The following is an 18539-nucleotide window of genomic DNA, read 5'->3' on the forward strand; positions in this document are numbered from 1 at the left end:
CATCTCTCAGATCAGGCTGTCTCTGTTTTTGGACAGCCTCCAATCTGTGAAAATGGCTATGGAGGTTGCTTTTTCACAGTAAAAGGAATTTCACATTGAAGAAGCCTACACACTATGTAGCCCGAAAACCTGATGAAGAGGGTTTTATCAAGTATCCGGCCGAAGAGCATGAAACTTGGCGAATACTCTATGAACGTCAGATCAGGGCGGTCGAAAGCAGAGCCTGCCCCGAGTATATCAGGGGGCTGGGGATTCTTGGTCTTTCTGCTGATCAAATCCCTCAGCTCAATGACATCAATGAAAAGCTGCTTGAATGCACCGGCTGGTCGGTGGCCAGGGTGCCAGCGCTTATCTCCTTTGACCGCTTTTTTGAGTTATTGGCCAATCGTCGTTTTCCAGTGGCTACTTTTATCCGCACCCGTGAAGAGCTGGATTATCTTGAGGAACCGGATATCTTTCATGAAATATTTGGACACTGTCCTTTATTGACGAACCCCGATTTTGCTCAGTTTACTGAAACCTATGGTCAATTGGGACTCAAAGCGAGCAAAGAAGAAAGAGTTTATCTGGCAAGGCTGTACTGGATGACTGTGGAGTTTGGCCTGGTGATGACAGATGAAGGGTTGAGAATATATGGAGGAGGTATTCTCTCCAGCTTCAGGGAAACGGTCTATGCTACTGAAAGTGAGGATCCTGAGCGTCTGTCCTTTGATTTGATGACGGCTTTGAGAACTCCCTACCGGATCGATATTCTTCAGCCGGTCTACTTTATTGTCCAGTCCCTTTCGGAGTTGCACAGCCTGACAGAAATGGATCTGATGGCAAAAGTGCATGAAGCCATGAAGCTGGGACTATTAACGTCAAAATTCGCCCCCAAGAGTGCCTGAGTCTATTGTCGCTGGTGCGGAGATCTGGTTGCTTTACCTTTAATATCCTGATAATTTTTCGGCATTCTTGCAGAGCTGTTTGGTGAATGGATAGAACTGCTTGAAAACTTTTGTGATGAGACCGACAGGCTCCTGGCCATAGTTTATGGCGAAAACAATGACACACTGTCGCGGAAGATAGAGAGGCTGACAAGAGAGAGCTATGGAGCCTAGAGACATTGAAATCAGTATCGGGCGGATGAACTTCTCCGGTCAGGAATGGGGCGATCCGGACGGAAAGCCGCTGATTGCCCTGCATGGCTGGCTGGACAATGCCGCCAGTTTTGCTCCCCTTGCTCCCTTTCTGAAAGATATTCGTTTGCTTGCCATTGATCAGGCCGGTCACGGACGTTCCTCTCATCGACCGGATGAATTGGATTATTCCATCTGGCACTATGTCGAAGATCTGATTGCAATCGCTGATAGTCTTGAGTTGGAATCCTTCAGTTTAATCGGGCACTCAATGGGAGCCATTGTTTCGGTGATGGCTTCAGCCATTCTGGGGGATCGGATTGAGAAAGCGATTTTACTGGATGGGCTTTTTCCCATGCCCAGAAAGCCTGAAGATACCCCCAATGCCCTGGCGGCCTACATTCAGGAACGAAAATCCTTTCGAAAAGGCAAGCCAGTAAATCGTTACCGCTCTTTGGAGCATGCTGTTCGTGTACGTTGTCTGGGACAATTTCCAGTAACGCGGGACTCTTCCGCATTGCTGGTGGAGCGAGCGTTATTTCAGGACGGTGATGCCTGGACCTGGCGAACCGATCCACGTCTGAAGTTGCCTTCCCCCACTCGTTTTACAGAAGATCAGGCGTTGGCGTTTGCAGAACAGATGAGCTGTGATGCACACATGCTCTTCGCAAAAGAAGGTTATGTTGATGCTTTGATTGAGCCATACCGTGAACGTCTTGATAATATCCGGTTTTATCCGATGTCAGGCTCCCACCACTTTCATATGGACGGGGAGACGGATTCTGTAGCCACCATAGTGAACACCGTTATGAGTTCTTGACTCTGTCTGGCGCGCCAGGCAACTGAAAGGTACTCATATCTGATAAAAAAGCGGTACTTCATTGGTCGGGATTGAAATGCAAATCATAGCCATTTTTCATTCTTTGTTAACACGAACACATACTTTAACATTGGCAGGTGGCCTTATTGCCTCTGCTACTCTCATTGCTGATGAAATAGTCCCGTTTCCCAATGCCACTCTCAACCTTGAATTCGAACAGCAGGTGACCAGCTATCCGGTCATCAGTAGCCCAATGAAAAAGGTGAATGGTGTCGTGACTGCCGATTCAGAGCAGTGGCTCGATGGCTCTCTCAATCGAAAACTCTACCAGCTGCCCAGTGGTAAAAGCAGTGATGAAGCCTATCGATTTTTTACCGATCAGTTTGAAAAACTGGGTGTCACCCCTGTATACAGCTGCGAACGTTTCAGCTGTGGGGCCAGTAATTTCTGGGCGAACAATGTTTTTGATGTAGCCCGTTTGTACGGACTTGATAAGACTCAGGCCTATTTTCTGGGTGAAAAGAAAGTCGATGGCAAGACCGTTTATTATCTGAACTATACGGTTCGCAGAGGTGACAAAAGAGAGTACGCTCTGGTCGATATCTTCACAGCAGGGAAAACAAAAGTAGTGAAGGGTAATCAGGTTGTCTTCACCAGCTTACCGACCAGTTCTTCAGCTCTGGCCCGTTCAGAAGCCTACAAGTCCCTGCTTAAGGCTTTTGAAAACCAGACCAGAGCCTTATTGATTACGGTCGAGTCAGCTTCAGCTGAAAGAGTCTCTGAGGTGGACAGTCTCAGCAGGCAGTTGCAACAATTCAAAAGCCTCCTTCAATCCAGACTCAGGGAAGATGCTATTGGCTCCAGTCGTTTCCGGATTCAATGGATTGTTGGAGATCACGAAGAGGCAATGATGCATTGGCAGTTGCTTCAGTAGAATAAGATTTTGAAAATCAAGCCTGCCGACATATCCGGAGGCTCGTTATACTGGCAGCGCCATAAGCGCAGCTAGCTATCGAGTCTGAAAATGCTCAATGTGTTGCTTTAGGCTAGCCGGGAACTCCCTGTCTAAGACGATAGCCTCTTGTTCCATTCTTGACTGTGTATCCTGTAGTTTTTTCAGAATAGGATATTGTGCTGACAATTTTCTGTATGAGCTTTCGTGCCAGGGTTTTCCCAGTTTCAGGTTAAAGAGATCAAAATATTCTTCCCACCAGACTGGAATAAACAGCTCAAGCTTCTTGTTCAGCTTTCTGGAAAGTTGTTTGGCGATCTCCAGCCCTTTCTGATCAAGGTCGCCGAAATGTGACCAGCTAAACTCATCCACTTTCTGCAACCAATTTGTAGCAATGCTCTGATTATTGCCGGGAACATAAACATAAAGAACCCCGGGAAGCAGGGGTAATGTATCCCAGGCGCCAGGATTTTCTATGGTCATTATGTGGAGAGTTTTGTTGGTCTCCAGAGTCGTAAATTGGTCAACAGCTCTCTGGTTCAGAATTAACTCGCCCATCGTTTTTATGCAGCTTTCTGCAGATATCGTCCAGTGAGTAAAATGAAAAACCACAGGTTCTGATGTTCTTATCCTCAATGTGTCGCATGAAACAACGGTCAGTTTATCAGGATGAGATTTTGCTGAGGACTTGGAATCTCCGGTCCAGACTGCCTGTGCAACCCTGTGATGAACTTGTGGTGGAAGATTTCCTGTTAACCTGTTTTTCAGAAATGTTGCGTGTTGTACCTCCCTGGATTCGATGGGAGAGTCCCAGTTCTCACCATAATTTTTTTTCATATAGTCACGAAGAGATCGGACACCACTTGGCGTCAGATCGTAGCAGAACCGGGTGTCTTGGCTGATAAAGTTATTCTCTATCAGCCATTGACCAAATTCAGGCATTTTACCGCGTATGCTTATCCTGCCATGCTCCAATAACTCTATAGCTATGGGAGCGGCTTCTTCTATTGGGTAGTGAGGCATTAAACACTTTCCAACGCTACAGGCTTACTTCTGACCCCTGAAAAAATGACGTGTTCATAAGGTTCCATGAGACGTACCATGCGGTACGTGACACCATTCTTTGGAAGAACATTGTCCGGAGCGCCTACCAGTAACTGCAGTGATTGATTGGCGCAGAGCTCTTCCAGAGTCTGGAGTGCCCGGGCATCCAGTCGGGCCGCCTCATCAAGGAACAGCAGGCGATTGGCTGCATGGCCGTTTCCTTCCCGGTTCTGGGATTCCCAGGAGTGCAGCACCATGGTGAGTACTGCCAGACCTGTGCCTATGGCTTCGCCGGTAGACAGGTTGGTCGGATTGGCGGCTTCAAACTGGCTGCTACCCGCGCGTTGAATCAGAATGTTTAGTTTGATGTACTCGCGATAGTCCAGTAGCTTCTCCCCGGTAATGGTGCCCCCTGTTTCCCGCTTGAATATTGCCGCAAGAGCATCTTCAACAGTCATTTCAGGCTGTTTGAAAAGATCGCCATAGAACTGGCTTTGCAGGGCATCCAGGACCTTTCTGAAGCTCTCAATCTCCTGCACTTCGATTTTGATAGAGCGGATGGTGCCAAAGTGAACGCTGGACAATGCAGAGTTAAGTTGAAAAATCTGCTTCCGCTGTCTGTTAATACTGCGTTGAATGTTCTGGCCCATGTATTCCGATTCAGCAAGGAACTGCTCTTCTGCATCTTTGAGTCGCTCTTCCAGTCGAACCAGATGTTCTTCAAGTTGTTCCAGTGCCTGTCTGGGATCATCAGAGTTGGAAATGGTTTTATCCATTCGCTCTGCCAGCAGTTGCTGGGCATAAAGCACGCATTCAAACAGGTCGGGCAGGTCGGAAGCACTGGCTTGGGACAAACGTATGAGCAGGGTGTTTTCAGGTTCAGGCTTGAGAGCCTGTTCAAGTCTCGCCCGGGCGGTTGAAATGTTTTCTTTTAACGCTTCATTACTCTCATGGAGTAATTGCTGAGAGTGAAGCCGGTTCAGCAAGCTGGACTGGCTGGCACGCTCCTCAATCGCTGCCCACTGTTGTTTTGCTGTCTCACACTTTGGGGTAATAGATTGAATGTCTTTTTGCAGTGCTTCCAAATGATTCTGTAGCGTATTCAGCTCTGAGCGACGTTCTGTGACTGACTTGAACAGGGTGTTGTGTTTCGGCTCAAGATCTTTTAGTTGACGGATGACCTCGTCCAGACGGGCTTTCATCTGGTCTGTCAGGGTTTCATGCCAATCCAGTGGGATGCCCTTGATCTCGTTTTCTTTGAGCAGGAGCTGACCTTCGTTGTGTTGCAATACGCTTTTATCGGCAGACACATTACTGTTAAGAGCTTGCAGCTGATCCTTAAGGAGTTCGAGTTCTCTCTGTTGAACCTGTTTTCTGGAGTCTTTTTCTTCCCATTCCCGTTTCAGGGATTCTCTCAGTGAGCTGGTTTCATTCTGACGATGAACTGAATTTTTAAAGCGCAGGTTTGGCAGGGTCTGTTCTGTCCGCTGGAGCAGATCAATAGTGTTACCTGACTCGGCTATCTGGCTGCTGAGTTTATCAAGGCTGGCCTTGAAGACTTCAATGTCATCAGCCGGAGGGGTATCAAGGTATAAACGACTGTTTTCCAGTTGACTGATGTTTTCAGAATGTATTTTGATCCATTCGGCGGCTTCGAGGCACTGATTCTGTCGGGACTTCAGACTCTCCACTGTTATCGCAAGATCAACTTCATCAAGAACAGTGGCATTGGATTGTTGAGAGGCCAGAAGAGAGACAACCAGGTTAAGCGTTTTTAACTCGGTATCTTTCTGAGTCAGGGTGGCCTGAGACGATGTGAGCTGGTTTTGACAGTCTTCAATGCTTACGGCCAGTGACTGGAGGTCAGGTTCCTCTCGGCCAATCCACTGTGATAAAGGTGCCATCCTGTCGAGCAGAGTAAACTGTTTTTCAAGTTTTCTGCGGTTTACGGCCAGCGTTTGTCTCTCATCAAGAATGTTTTCTTCCCGTTCAATGAGTCTTGCTCTCTCTTTCTCGCGGGCCAGCTTACCGAGAGTAGGAAATTCAGGCTCCTTGCTGAGACGGGAAATGTTCTTTGAAAGATTAACCAGTACACTGCCGTCTTCATCCTGATGTAACGGTGATTCAATGAAGAGATCTTCAGAAAAACTGGTGCTCGAATCACCCTCAAGCAACCAGACATCATCGGGGCGATCAGTTTCCTGTCTGATCAGTGCCGCAGCCTTTTCTGCATCCTGTACCAGCAAAGCATTGCGCAACGGACCCATTTTGGCTTCCAGCCAGGCGGCTTCTGCCAGTGAAATCTCATCTTCATCAAAGAACTGGCTTACCAGCTGGCCCTTGGTCAATTCCGCCAGTCTTTGCAGCTGGATCTGTTCTTTTGAATCGCTGATTTCGAGCCCTTTCAACCTGAGTCTCAGGGTGCTCAGTTCGGTTTCAAGCTTAAGGTCCTGACGATGGCAGGTATTCTGCTGTTCGGTCAGTGTATAGCGAAGGGTGCTCAGCTCCTCCGGCTGTTCTAATTGAATATCGCCATTTAGCTCAAACAGCTGTTGTCTGAGACCTTCATATTCCAGCCATTGGGTGTGATCTTTTTGCTTCTGTAAACGTCGCTGTTCCAGCTCCTGCTGTTTCACTTTCAGGTCCTGAATGGCACAGGAAAGCGTGCTCAGTTGTTCACTGATCAGAGCTTTATCCGTCTCTCCCTGCTTCAGGTGAATCAGCCACTGAGCATGGTTTGTAATGGCGTGGTTGAAGGGGGAGGGCAGTCTGGCGATGCTCTCTTTAAGTCGTTGTTGTTCTGCCAGTTTGCGTTGTGTCGAGTCCAGCCTGTCCTTTATAACGGTTATTTGACGTGTATCATGCTCTTTTGAGCGTTTTACCTGAATCCACTTGTCCGATAACTGGCCGGCATTGGCAGCAGACACTTCATTGTTTTCAAGGAGAGACAGGATCGGCAGGCACTGATCAAAGTGATGCCTGATATTTTCCATCTGCTCCAGCAAAGGCAGTTTAATATGATACTCTGCCGAGAGTTCGCTGCGCTGCTCAATCGTCTGCAGAAGAATCTGACTGAGGTTTTTTTCACTCAGGGTCTCATCCGAGAGAAGGCTGCGACACTCTTCCAGGCTGGCTAAAGCCTGACTATAGAGTCCGGCTTTACGGGCTTCTTCAGAATAAGCGTCTTCAGCGTCAGCCAGTTGTTTAACGAGTGAGCGAACGTCCTCTTCGATCTGTTCCAGTTGCTGGTTTTGTTGCTGTTTTTGAGCTTCCAGTATTTCAAGTTGTTCGTTCTGTTGTTGCAGGCGTTCGTGAATGTTGTCATTTTCTTGCTTCAGCAGCCTGGATTCACTGTGGATTCGGTCCAGAGTTTCGGCCTGTTCCTTTTGAGTGCGGGCCATCGTTTCATGGGTCTGGAGCTGTTCCCTGGTACTTTCCAGTTGCTCTATTTCAAGCTCAATTGCACTGATTTGCTGTTGTTGAGCTGTGATATCTGACTCAGTGCGCTCAGTCTGGTTCTGGCAATCAATCAGCGACTGCTCTAGTTGGACCTGAAGTCTTTGTGCCAATGCTATGACGTTTTCGCCCAGTTTGTAGCTTGAATCCAGTAACTCTTTAATCAGCTCCCGTTTTTCACGGGTATGGTGAATACTGTCCCGTGTTTTGCGAGTTTCCTGCAGAGCATTCTGCATGGAACCGACTGACTTTTTAACATTTTCTTCCGATGTCAGCAGGTAATCCCGGAGCCCTTTTTGCATTTCTGAAGACAGGCCGCCATAGAGGCTGGTTTCCAGCATTCGGTAATAACGCTGGCGGTCTCTGGTGTTTTCCATTCTGCGGGGGATGATCCGGCACTGAAATTGCCAGTCCATAAACTGACCGAGAGATTTGAAGCGTTTCAGTGTTCCGCCTTGAATGGCAATCTGGTTTGAAAGAGCGTTTCCTTCCAGGGCATCGTAACGATTCTCACCCGCAGGGCTCATCATCAGATCTTTTACTGAAATGTCGGGGTCTATGCCCGAAATGGCAAACATTTTCAGCTCGACTCTGGGCTTGCCAAGGCGCTTTAGCTGAACACCGGCGATAACACGTTCACCGTTGAACAGAGTGTAATCCACCAGTGAATAGCAGGTACCTTTGTCAATGCGTCCCCAGATACCGTTATCGCTGCGATCCTGACCGCTGTCGGAGTTGTTTCTTAATTTTACCAGACGATTGTCTGGTACCCGGTTAACCAGTAATGCGCCCATAATGGTCGTTTTGCCGGCACCATTATGACCAATCAGGTTGCTCATCCACTGGTGCAATGAGAGGGTTTTAAAGAATATCCCTCGAAAGTTGACCAGCGTCAGACTGTTAATCAGGGTACGTGTCTGACTCATGCTTCGGCTTCCTTAATCTCTTCATTGCTTTCAACGGAACCACTGTCTTCTGTTGCCGGTACGTTGCTGTTTAGTATTTCATCCGTCACTGATTCGTCTGCCACTTCTTCATCTGCCTCCAGAGAAATAGAACCGGATTGCACCAGTTTTTCCAGACTTTCCCGTGTCATTTGGCTGCTTCTTACAGGCTCAATAAATCGCATTAGAGGAGATTGGGTCTGAACTCTGTCTGCTTTCATGCCTTCCATGCGGATCATGCCCAGCTTCGCCAGTTGCCGCAGCGATCTCTTTAGTGTTTCCATGGCTTTTTCACGATCCATCTGGGTATCGATTTTCTTTCTATCCAGCAATCGCGCCAGCCGCTCGTCGCTTACAAGCATCCGTAAACGTTCAAATAAGGAATCCGCTTGAATCCAGCCGCCGCCTTCGAGCTGTTCCGGGTCAAGGTGATACAAGGCCAGAAGCTGGCCCAGCACCATGCTGAGTTCGTCGAGCTTTTTAGAGCGAATCAGATTTTTATTGCCCAGTTTTGGCTGCAGGTAATAATAGTCTTCCTGAGCACAAATCAGATCTATACCATAACGCTGGTAATGCCGGTCAAGCCAGGTTTCGCCTGCCTGTAGCATGCTATAGAGATGGGTATGTCTGGCATCGATATGCTCACCCCGGCGCAGTCGGCTGTCCAGCTCGGGAAAGAGATCGTCGTTTATGACATCGGCCAGAGTCTGGTAGGGGTTGTTAGCATTCAAGCGAAGATTCTCTCTCTGATGTGATGGGTTTTGTTAGCTCTAATTGCAGGTGTTCGGCTTCGAGGTCGGGCATGATTTCGTGCCAGAAACTTTCAGGAATATCCTGAGCATCACGGAAATGGCCCAGTCTGGTCATGGCTTCGAACAGCCAGCCTGCGGATTGCAGAAGATCGGTCATAGGTATGGTGTTGGCAAGTTCGCTCAGGGCTTCCTCATAGGAGGGGAGATAGCCTTTGTCAGAAACCCGTGTTTTTAGCCATAGGGCGATCTCTGCTTTACGACTTTCAAGATCGTCCATGTCGGTCATGCTCTCTTCATCCACGATGACCCGGGACTGAGTGGTCTCAGGTTGAGGCGCATCAATCTCTCTCAGTCGAAGTAAAGGAGCATCGCTGCAAAGATTGAGATACCACGGGTTCTGATCATACTGTTGAATGGCGTCCAGCGTTCTTTCCATCAGGGCTTTGCGTTCATCCATGTTGATAAACTGGCGGATATATTGATGGGCGCGTTGATGGAAACTTTCCCAGTGTGCCAGCCTTTCTCCGCTCCAGTGCTCAATTCGATCCAGGTGTTGCTCGAGTCTGAACACGGAGTGGGCTGCAAGCTTTCTATTCGCTGTTTCGCAGGCCTGGGAAATGGCTTCCAGAAGTTGTCTCAGGTCATGACAGGAGGCCAGCAACAGTTGTTGAAGATCCTGTAATCGGTCCTGGGTGTCATTCAGAAGGTGTTCGCACTGTGTCATGGCATTTTGCCAGTCTTGCTTCAGTAAGGCGACGACGTCAGACCGTGTTTCTATAGCCTCCTGGTCCAGTTGCCTCTGTCTGTGATCAATCGCGGTGACGAGTTGCTGTACAGTCACATCCAACGGTGCTTCGATTTGAAGGCGCCAGTACTGATCGTTACCATCATTGATAGCAGCATCCCTGATCTCCCGCAGGTGGCTGGCTACTGTCATAAACAGTGTGCTCAATGCGGTATGGGAGGCGTCAAAGCCTGTGCAGATGGATTCAACGATTTGCTCTGAAACGGGAGGGAGCAGGTAAGCGTGCTGTTTTTCACCGATACCCTCCAGACAGATGAGCAGGTTTTGATCCATCATGCGGCGAATGGTTTCATTGCAGCGGCGTTCAGATGTGACGGAATCACTGTCTACACGGTGTTTATCAACCTGTTCATAGATGATATGAAGCTCTGCTTCGCTGAACTCTGGCTGAGACTCCTGATCTCTCCAGTACCTCAGGGTAGCGAGAAAGGCCAGGTCTGCGGGTTGCAGGTTAAGTTTTTGACCGCTGGTTAAAATGTTGCTGATCAGTGAAGGGATATCACGAGATGCCGTCAATCCATACTCCCTGGCTACTTAATGTGGATACGATTTTATGCCACGCTGAACCTGTTATAAAGGTGGCACAGGATGAGTCAAAGCACGATTATGGAAAACCAAATGAGTCTCGTAAAGCAGAATTGATAAGCAGTGAGTAATAGTTTGCGAACAAAGGTAATTAATCAGGACAGCTGACACTGAAATACGGGCAACTGACTATAGGGATGGTAAAGATTTTTACTAAAGCAAGCCTCAGGCTCTACGGCACTTCGCCACGACTGGATATCTGGTTGGAAGCAGAGCTTTTAAGAGGGTGGCCCGGCTTGTTCTTTTCCACGGATTTGTCTTCTTACTTGTGTCTGTTAAGCTCTCTCTATCGGAAAACAGATCTGGTTGTTATGAAAACGCATAGTCAACGTTTGCTTCCTGGCGATGATCTCTATCTTGAACTCCAGACCCTTGCGAAGGAATGGCCCGCTGCCTGTCTGCTATCCTGCGTGGGAAGTCTGAAAGTGCTGTCGCTCAGATTGGCCGGCGCTGAGCAGGAGAAGATGCTTCAGGGCCCCTTCGAAATTCTTTCTCTTTCTGGCACCTGTTGTCCATCGGGGTTGCATTTGCATATCTGTGTGGCGGACAAGGAAGGGCGTGTTTTTGGCGGTCACTTAAAACAGGGGTCAATTATTGAAACCACAGCAGAAATAGTTGTGGGTATTCTTGACGATACCTGTTTCACCCGGGAAGCAGGCGATGAAACAGGTTATCTGGAGCTGGTGGTCAAAAAGGCTTCGCAGGCCAGTTCCTGACCAACTTTCGTCTGATGTTGGCCTGCTCTTCACTCGATAAATCACCAATGTGCTTACCGGCATAATCGCTGTAGAGGGTAACAAGTCGACGTGTATTTAACGGGTTGGGAATAACCATATACTGACGGCCAAACATGTCTTTATTGGCTGTAACGGATGCTTTCAGGTCTGGGTCAAAGCCATTTTCTTCAAGGCCAAAGTCAGAGAGCGTGTCACCAATGTACAGTACGATCTGATGTTTTTTTCTATCAACCTCTCCGCTGGTGATCGCACGTCGCTGAGAAGTTTTTGTGCAGTTCTTCAGCTCGACTTCCGAGCAGTATTCACCTTTTAATAAAACGTGGGTTTCATCTGCATCGGGGTAGCCAAGCTCCCTTAATTTCCTGACCGTAAGCATTTCTATGTCTTTTTTGTTGCCCTGTTGACCAGACGACACTGGTATTTCAGAAACATAAAAGATCTCAAATCCTCTTTCCTTTGCGGCAGCAAGAAACTGCGGAGCTCCGGGGATTGGCTTTGCATTTTTTTGTTGTTCAAGGTACCAGCTGAACAGACTGGGTTCTGACCCTGGTGCCGGTAGGCTCAGGTCAGGATTTTGGGGGGTGTATTGTAAAATGGTACCGTTGATGTTTACGACAATAGCAGGGTTCTCCATGGTTTTTCGATTCATTTTTTCCAATATTCTTGTGGATTGATTGTAAGCCTGATACGTCAGGGCATGATAATCCGCTGACGAGTTCATCCACAGCATTGCATTAATGTTGTGCAGTGCAAAACTTGGGTCCTGTATCTGGGCGAAGTGTGAATAGTTCAGCGCATTCAAATTGGCATCGTGCTTTTCATCAGGAGACAGCTGGTTGAAGTTCATAGTCACCACAGCATGCTCCCAGCTTCCATAGACAAGGTTGGGAAAGAAGATCCAATCTTTACCGAATCGGTTATGGTTTTGAAGAACCCACTGTTGTCTCCTGTTGAAGTGATGGCCTTCCACTTCTGCCAGATCATCCAGTTGGTCGCCCAGAAGCATCAGTATATGATAGCCCTTGTCTCTGATTATCTGACGCTGGTTCTCTTTACTTAATGTTTTATTGTCTGTTTGCTGAAAGAGTAGATAATCAGACCCTTTGATCGGGAATCCCAATCGTTTCAGTTTGGCCATGGTAAGTTCCTTGGCTTCATTAAAACGAGCGCTGATATAGAAGATGTCTATTCCCTGGTTTTCAACCTCATTCAGAAAGTCTAAGGCACCGGGCAAGGCTTCCATCCTTTGATCTTTCCACCAGGCTAAAGTAGCCTCGACGTTTCTTGCACCGTCGGTCCCCACCATACTTGAGAAATATGTGGTGCCATCGATCAGAGTGTCATCAATATCAGTCACTATCGCTGCACGCTTGCCTTTCGGTAGTTGATTCAGTGCGTTGCCAAGGTTGTCTCTGGCCATGTTGAAAGACTGGTACACCAGTGCTTCATATTCCGGTGAGTGTTGTTGCCAGTTGGAAGCAACGACTTTTTCTTCATTCAATTCTCTCTGGGAATAATCATCAGGACGCGCTGACGATATCGATGTGTATGCTGCCATTATAAGCAGGATTGAAGTTTGAGCTATGGCCATGAATTCCTCTGTCTGATCGATTTATCGCTGGGCTTTGACGATAGAATCTAGTCGAGGCTTCAGGGAAGGCGTGTTTTTTTTGTAACGGGTTGTTTGCAGGTAAGGTAAATAATGACCCACTGTTTAAGTGGGTCACACGGCGATGTCAGAGTGTTGCAATGTTCTCCGGATTACCTGGAAGCTGGGCATGAAAGGCTTTGCCGTTGACTGAATGGCTGTCGTCTCCCATCAGATACAGATACACTGGCATAATATCTTCAGGGGTAGGTCGGCTCATCGGGTCTTCACCGGGGTAGGCAGACGCTCTCATGGCTGTGCGGGTGCCACCAGGATTGATGGTGTTAACTCTTACCTGACTCAGGCCGTCTTCTTCGTCGGCCATAACTTGCATCAGGCCTTCGGTAGCAAATTTCGAAATGCTATAGGCTCCCCAGTGAGCACGCCCTTTATGACCGACGCTGGATGAAGTGAAGGTAATGGAACCCGATTTAGCCTTGCGGAGCAGGGGGAGCAGTTCTCTGGAGAGCAGAAAGGGTGCGGTCACATTAACGTGCATGACCTCATTCCATTTGTCCAGATCGAACTGTGCAATGGTCTTGAGTTCGCCCAAGAGGCCTGCATTGTGCAGAAGCCCGTCCAGTCTGCCAAATTCCTTGTCCAGAGTTTCTGCCAGGTTGGCATAGTCCTGCTCGGAGGCTCCGGCGAGGTTCATGGGGTAAATAGCCGCCTGGGGCCAGCCATTTTCTTCAATTTCGTCATAGACTTCTTCAAGCTTGCTGGTGGTTCTGCCCAACAAGATGACGGTTGCGCCGTGGCGTGCAAAGGTCAGGGCTGCCGTACGGCCAATACCACTGCCAGCACCAGTGACCAGGATAATTTTGTCCTGGAGGAGGTTGTCGGGTGCGGTATATTCAAACATGCGTTGCTCTCCGTGGCAGCTGCCACTTGTACTTTTCCAGCAGCGGAAGAATCTCTTCTGCGGACGAAACGTTGTAATCAGCGTGCCACTGATCCGGTGTGTCTATGGGGCTGATAAAACCATAGAGTGCTGCGATAGTCACCATTCCTGCGTTTCTGCCAGCCTCGATGTCGCGCAAATGATCACCTATATAAATGCACTTTGCCGGGTTAGCATCTGTTTGCTGGCAGGCTACCAGCAGAGCTTCCGGGTTGGGCTTGGTCAGTTTGACATGGTCTGGACAGATCAATGTTTTTGATCGCTGGCTCAAATCAGCCTGATCCAATAAGATTTTTGCATAAGCTGAAGGCTTATTGGTGACAACTCCCCAGGGAATGGCTTTGTCATCCAGAGTATCTAGCAGCATTGGCATTCCGTCGTACAGTTTTGCCGCCTTTTCTCTGCGATCATTATTGATGTATTCATTATATTCATCAAGAAGCCTGCTTCTCAGGCTTTCGAGTTTCGGGTCAGATGGCTCTAAACCATAGGCAAGTTGAACAAGCTTTCTTGAGCCTTCTGAAACATGGCTTCGAATCAGTTCACTATCAATTGCTGGCATATTGTCATCTGCCAGCATTTTGTTGACGGTGAAAATAAAGTCTTCCGAGGTGTCCAGCAGTGTGCCGTCCAGATCAAAAAAAATACCTTCAATGGCGTTCGGTTGGCTCATCGGGATTCTCATTGGGACTCTGGCTTGCTGCCATAGATCAGGTAATTAACGTCAGTGTCCGACTTTTTAAGGGAGTAAACGCCAGTAAACGGGTTAAAAACCATGCCTGTCATGTCGTGTACTTCCAGATCAGTCTGGCGCATCCAGCTACAGAGTTCATGGGGTTTAATGAATTTACTGTGCTCATGTGTCCCTTTGGGTAGCATTTTTAGAACATACTCGGCCCCGACAATGGCAAACAGCCAGGATTTGGCATTGCGGTTTATCGTAGCAAAGAAGATCTTTCCGCCGGGTTTGAGCAGCTTTTCACAGGCGCGAATAACGGATGCAGGCTCGGGAACGTGTTCGAGCATTTCAAGGCAGGTGACAACATCAAAGGTGCCGGGCATTTCTTCTGCCAGCTCTTCCACCGGAATCTTGCGGTAATTGACCTCGACTTCGCTTTCCATACTGTGCAGGCGAGCGACGGAAAGTGGTGCGTCGCCCATGTCGATGCCAGTCACCTCTGCGCCGCGAAGTGCCATGGATTCGCTGAGAATGCCTCCACCACAGCCAACGTCCAGGACTTTTTTTCCTGCCAGACCTGCTCGCTCATCGATGTAGTTGAGGCGCAGCGGGTTGATTTCGTGCAGTGGCTTGAATTCACCGTTCATGTCCCACCAACGGCTGGCCAACTCTTCAAATTTAGCAATTTCGGCTGGATCGACGTTTTGCACTGGGCGTGGTTCGTCCTGGTTTGCAGTCATAGTGTCCAGTTTCTCATGCGGTTGTGTTGAATGTGCGCCGGGAAGCGGGTCTCTCTGAAGATCGCTTTATGCGAAGAGTAACGCAAAAAACAAATATCGAGAGTTGGTTGATTTCCGAAAGTAACAGCGCAGTTTATATTCTTGTCTGCATTATACAGACAGAGTTATCAGAGTTAAGTATTCCTGTCATAGAGATACTAAACAGTTACTATGTCGTACTTCTGTGTCATTTTTTTATTCACAAATATTGTTGTCAACGCATAGACTGGCTCGCAGTAAGGCTGGCAGCTGTGGTATTATTCCCTACTTAATATGAAAAAAGTAGCCATGCCCTTTTTATCGTTAAATTCATTTCAACGCTCCTTTCTGTTCAGACGGGAACTGAATGATTGCTTCCACATGGCTGCGTGTTGATTGAATTGTTCGGGTTTCCGGCCTTCCGGGTTGAGAAAGGGTACTGACTGGTATCCGTTGGGCGCAAGCTAAAGGACGACTGGGTTTACATGACTGATATCGCCAAAGAGATTCTTCCGGTAAACATCGAAGACGAACTCAAGCAGTCCTATCTGGACTATGCCATGAGTGTCATCGTCGGGCGGGCGCTGCCCGACGTACGTGACGGACTCAAGCCGGTCCATCGGCGGGTTCTCTTCGCAATGAACGAGCTGGGCAATGACTGGAACAAGCCCTACAAAAAATCAGCTCGTGTGGTGGGTGATGTGATTGGTAAATATCACCCCCACGGTGACTCTGCAGTATATGACACCATTGTTCGTATGGCGCAGCCATTCTCTCTGCGTTACATGCTGGTAGACGGGCAGGGTAACTTCGGCTCCGTGGATGGTGACTCTGCAGCGGCCATGCGTTACACCGAGATCCGGATGCAGAAGATCAGTCATGACATCATGGCTGACCTGGATAAGGAAACGGTTGATTACGTACCTAACTATGATGGCACGGAACAGATCCCAGCTGTTATGCCTACCCGTATACCCAATCTGCTGGTGAATGGCGCTGCGGGTATTGCCGTTGGTATGGCAACCAATATACCTCCCCATAATCTGACTGAAGTGGTCAAAGGTTGTCTGGCGCTGATTGATGATGAGAGTCTCTCTGTTGATGACCTGATGGAATACATTCCGGGTCCGGACTTTCCGACTGCTGGCATTATTAATGGTCGTGCGGGCATTTTGCAGGCCTATCGAACCGGACGTGGTCGTATCTATATTCGTGCCCGTGCAAATATCGAGCACGATGAGAAGAAAAACAAAAGCACCATTATTGTTACCGAGCTGCCTTATCAGCTGAACAAGGCACGATTGATTGAAAAGATCGCCGAGCTGGTCAAAGACAAGAAAATTGAAGGCATTTCCGAACTGCGCGACGAGTCTGACAAAGACGGTATGCGTGTCGTGATCGAGTTGCGTCGTGGTGAAGTTGCCGACGTAGTGCTCAATAACCTTTATTCACAAACCCAGCTTGAAAGCGTATTCGGTATCAATAATGTTGCGCTGGTGGATGGTCAGCCAAGACTCCTGAATCTTAAGGAGATGCTGGAAGCCTTTGTTCGCCATCGTCGCGAAGTGGTGACCCGCAGAACCGTTTATGAGCTGCGTAAAGCTCGTGAACGGGGTCATTTGCTGGAAGGTCTGGCTGTGGCGCTTTCCAACATTGATCCGGTGATTGCCTTGATCAAGGACTCTCCAACGCCTGCAGAAGCCAAAGAAAAACTGATGGCTCAAGGGTGGGAGCCGGGCCACGTGCTGGAAATGGCGGAGCGTGCCGGTGCCGATGCCTGTCGGCCTGAAGAATTACCTGCAGAGTTTGGCATGAGGGATGATGGTCTCTACTATTTGTCCCCTGCCCAGGCTCAGGCAATTATGGAAATGCGTCTGCACAGACTGACCGGTCTGGAGCACGACAAACTGCTGGGTGAATATCGCGAGCTGCTGGAAAAAATTGCCGAGTTACTGCTCATTCTTTCCAGCTCCGAGCGTTTGATGGAAGTCATCCGTGAAGAGATGGAAAAAGTGGTTGAAGAGTACGGCGATGAGCGTCGCACTGAAATCACCAGTTCACGCCGAGATCTGACCGTTGAAGATCTGATTTCTGAAGAAGACATGGTAGTCACCCTGTCTCATGGTGGTTATGCAAAAACCACATCGCTCGACACCTATCAGGCACAGCGCCGTGGTGGTCGGGGCAAGTCTGCTGCTTCGGTAAAAGACGAAGATTATGTTGAACATATGCTGGTGGCCAATACCCATACCCAGATTCTTTGCTTCTCCAGCAGGGGTAAGGTCTATTGGTTGAAGGTCTATCAGATTCCGGAAGCAGGCCGTACTTCACGTGGCCGCCCAATTGTGAACATCCTGCCTCTGGAAGAGGGTGAGCGGATCACGGCGATGCTGCCTGTAGAAGAGTATACCGAAGGTTACTTTGTCTTTATGGCAACGGCTGCAGGAACGGTTAAGAAGACGCCTCTGGAGCAGTTTTCCCGCCCAAGAACCAGTGGCCTGATTGCCCTGGGGCTTGATGAAGGTGATACTCTTGTGGGTGCTGAAATTACCACCGGTGAGAAGCAGGTTATGCTGCTTTCCAATGCCGGAAAAGCGATCCGCTTCGAAGAGACTGATGTGCGCGCCATGGGCAGAACCGCCAGAGGTGTGCGTGGTGTCAAGTTACAGGATGCACAAAGAGTTATCTCTCTGATTATCCCCGAAGACGACACCCAGATTCTAACCGTCAGTCAGAATGGTTTCGGTAAACGCACGGCGGTAGAAGATTTCAGAATCACCGGGCGTGGTGGTCAGGGGGTCATCTCAATGCAGTGTACCGATCGAAACGGTGAGCTGATTGGTGCTATCCAGGTGCAGGATGGAGAGGAGATCATGTTGATCTCTGATCAGGGCACCCTGGTAAGAACCCGTGTTGATGAAATATCTGTCATGAGTCGTAATACTCAGGGTGTTACCCTGATCAAGGTTCAGGAAGGCGAGAAGCTAGTCGGTGTTGCCAGAGTTGAGGAGCCGGAAGAGCCTGAGCATTTAGCTGAGGGCGATGAAGCCGAAGAGGCTGGGGAAGAAACCTCTCAGGCCGGACCTGGTGAAGGGAAGGAAGGCTGATTCTGTATCCCATAACTTAACGCCAGCATCTTGCTGGCGTTTTATTTAGTGCGCTGAGTATGGCGCATAGCACCACTGGCGCTGTTTTAGTTTGCATGGCGGCGGCTGGAACGAGGAATCGATCTGTTAACGGCGGTATCAGACCGAATAGCAGCATGGAAAAGTGCTACCAATGGACGAGTTGAATGATGCAATGCCGAACTTGGTGCATGAATCAGGCACTGTCGAAGAAG

Annotated in this window: 13 protein-coding genes; 5 read left to right on the forward strand and 8 right to left on the reverse strand. The window is 48.7% G+C overall.

Annotated features, from left to right (window positions below; genetic code table 11):
• The first annotated feature begins 95 nt into the window (after window positions 1-95).
• From phhA to P6910_RS11190, 3 genes are all read left to right on the forward strand, one after another.
• Entirely contained in the window at window positions 96-887 is a 792-nt protein-coding gene (phhA, locus tag P6910_RS11180; RefSeq protein WP_317146323.1) for a phenylalanine 4-monooxygenase, read from the forward strand.
• A 202-nt stretch (window positions 888-1089) separates the two neighbouring features.
• The gene (locus P6910_RS11185) at window positions 1090-1938 is read left to right on the forward strand and encodes an alpha/beta hydrolase (protein ID WP_317146324.1); all 849 of its coding nucleotides are present in this window, start codon (window positions 1090-1092) and stop codon (window positions 1936-1938) included.
• Window positions 1939-2014: 76 nt separating this feature from the next.
• Window positions 2015-2872: a DUF4892 domain-containing protein gene (locus tag P6910_RS11190; protein WP_317146325.1), complete on the forward strand. Its 858-nt coding sequence runs from the start codon at window positions 2015-2017 to the stop codon at window positions 2870-2872.
• 75 nt (window positions 2873-2947) lie between these two features.
• Here the strand turns inward: P6910_RS11190 and P6910_RS11195 are convergent, their stop codons facing one another.
• Genes P6910_RS11195 through P6910_RS11210 form a run of 4 tightly spaced genes read right to left on the reverse strand, consistent with a single transcriptional unit; the run spans window position 2948 to window position 10407 of the window.
• Window positions 2948-3913 carry a Wadjet anti-phage system protein JetD domain-containing protein gene (locus P6910_RS11195; protein WP_317146326.1) on the reverse strand — a complete coding sequence of 322 codons (966 nt, stop codon included), beginning with the start codon at window positions 3911-3913 and terminating at the stop codon, window positions 2948-2950.
• Window positions 3913-8316, reverse strand: a complete 4404-nt coding sequence (gene mukB / locus P6910_RS11200) for a chromosome partition protein MukB (RefSeq protein WP_317146327.1) — start codon at window positions 8314-8316, stop codon at window positions 3913-3915. Before mukB ends, P6910_RS11195 begins: the two co-directional genes overlap by 1 nt.
• Window positions 8313-9065 (reverse strand): chromosome partition protein MukE, encoded by a 753-nt coding sequence (locus tag P6910_RS11205; RefSeq protein ID WP_317146328.1) that lies wholly within the window; start codon window positions 9063-9065, stop codon window positions 8313-8315. The genes mukB and P6910_RS11205 overlap by 4 nt, the downstream gene beginning before the upstream one ends.
• On the reverse strand, window positions 9055-10407 hold the full coding sequence (locus P6910_RS11210; RefSeq protein ID WP_317146329.1) for a hypothetical protein: 1353 nt from the start codon (window positions 10405-10407) through the stop codon (window positions 9055-9057). The genes P6910_RS11205 and P6910_RS11210 overlap by 11 nt, the downstream gene beginning before the upstream one ends.
• A 380-nt stretch (window positions 10408-10787) precedes the next feature.
• On the opposite strand from P6910_RS11210, the gene P6910_RS11215 reads away from it, so the two are divergent.
• Window positions 10788-11192: a DNA-binding protein gene (locus P6910_RS11215; RefSeq protein ID WP_317146330.1), complete on the forward strand. Its 405-nt coding sequence runs from the start codon at window positions 10788-10790 to the stop codon at window positions 11190-11192.
• On the opposite strand, the gene P6910_RS11220 is transcribed toward P6910_RS11215, so the two are convergent.
• The 4 genes from P6910_RS11220 to ubiG form a co-directional block, all read right to left on the reverse strand.
• Entirely contained in the window at window positions 11164-12804 is a 1641-nt protein-coding gene (locus P6910_RS11220; RefSeq protein WP_317146331.1) for an HAD family acid phosphatase, read from the reverse strand. The two genes, P6910_RS11215 and P6910_RS11220, sit on opposite strands and share 29 nt — an antisense overlap.
• Window positions 12805-12949: 145 nt before the next feature.
• Window positions 12950-13723: a YciK family oxidoreductase gene (locus tag P6910_RS11225; protein WP_317146332.1), complete on the reverse strand. Its 774-nt coding sequence runs from the start codon at window positions 13721-13723 to the stop codon at window positions 12950-12952.
• Window positions 13716-14435 (reverse strand): HAD-IA family hydrolase, encoded by a 720-nt coding sequence (locus tag P6910_RS11230; protein WP_317146333.1) that lies wholly within the window; start codon window positions 14433-14435, stop codon window positions 13716-13718. Before P6910_RS11230 ends, P6910_RS11225 begins: the two co-directional genes overlap by 8 nt.
• An 8-nt stretch (window positions 14436-14443) precedes the next feature.
• On the reverse strand, window positions 14444-15181 hold the full coding sequence (gene ubiG, locus P6910_RS11235; protein WP_317146334.1) for a bifunctional 2-polyprenyl-6-hydroxyphenol methylase/3-demethylubiquinol 3-O-methyltransferase UbiG: 738 nt from the start codon (window positions 15179-15181) through the stop codon (window positions 14444-14446).
• Between the two features lie 503 nt (window positions 15182-15684).
• Here ubiG and gyrA point away from each other — a divergent pair.
• Complete coding sequence (gyrA, locus tag P6910_RS11240; RefSeq protein WP_317146335.1) at window positions 15685-18306, forward strand: DNA gyrase subunit A; 2622 nt, start codon at window positions 15685-15687, stop codon at window positions 18304-18306.
• Window positions 18307-18539 lie beyond the last annotated feature (233 nt).

It is taken from the genome of Endozoicomonas sp. 8E, from assembly GCF_032883915.1.
In the GTDB taxonomy this organism is placed as follows: Bacteria; Pseudomonadota; Gammaproteobacteria; order Pseudomonadales; family Endozoicomonadaceae; genus Endozoicomonas_A.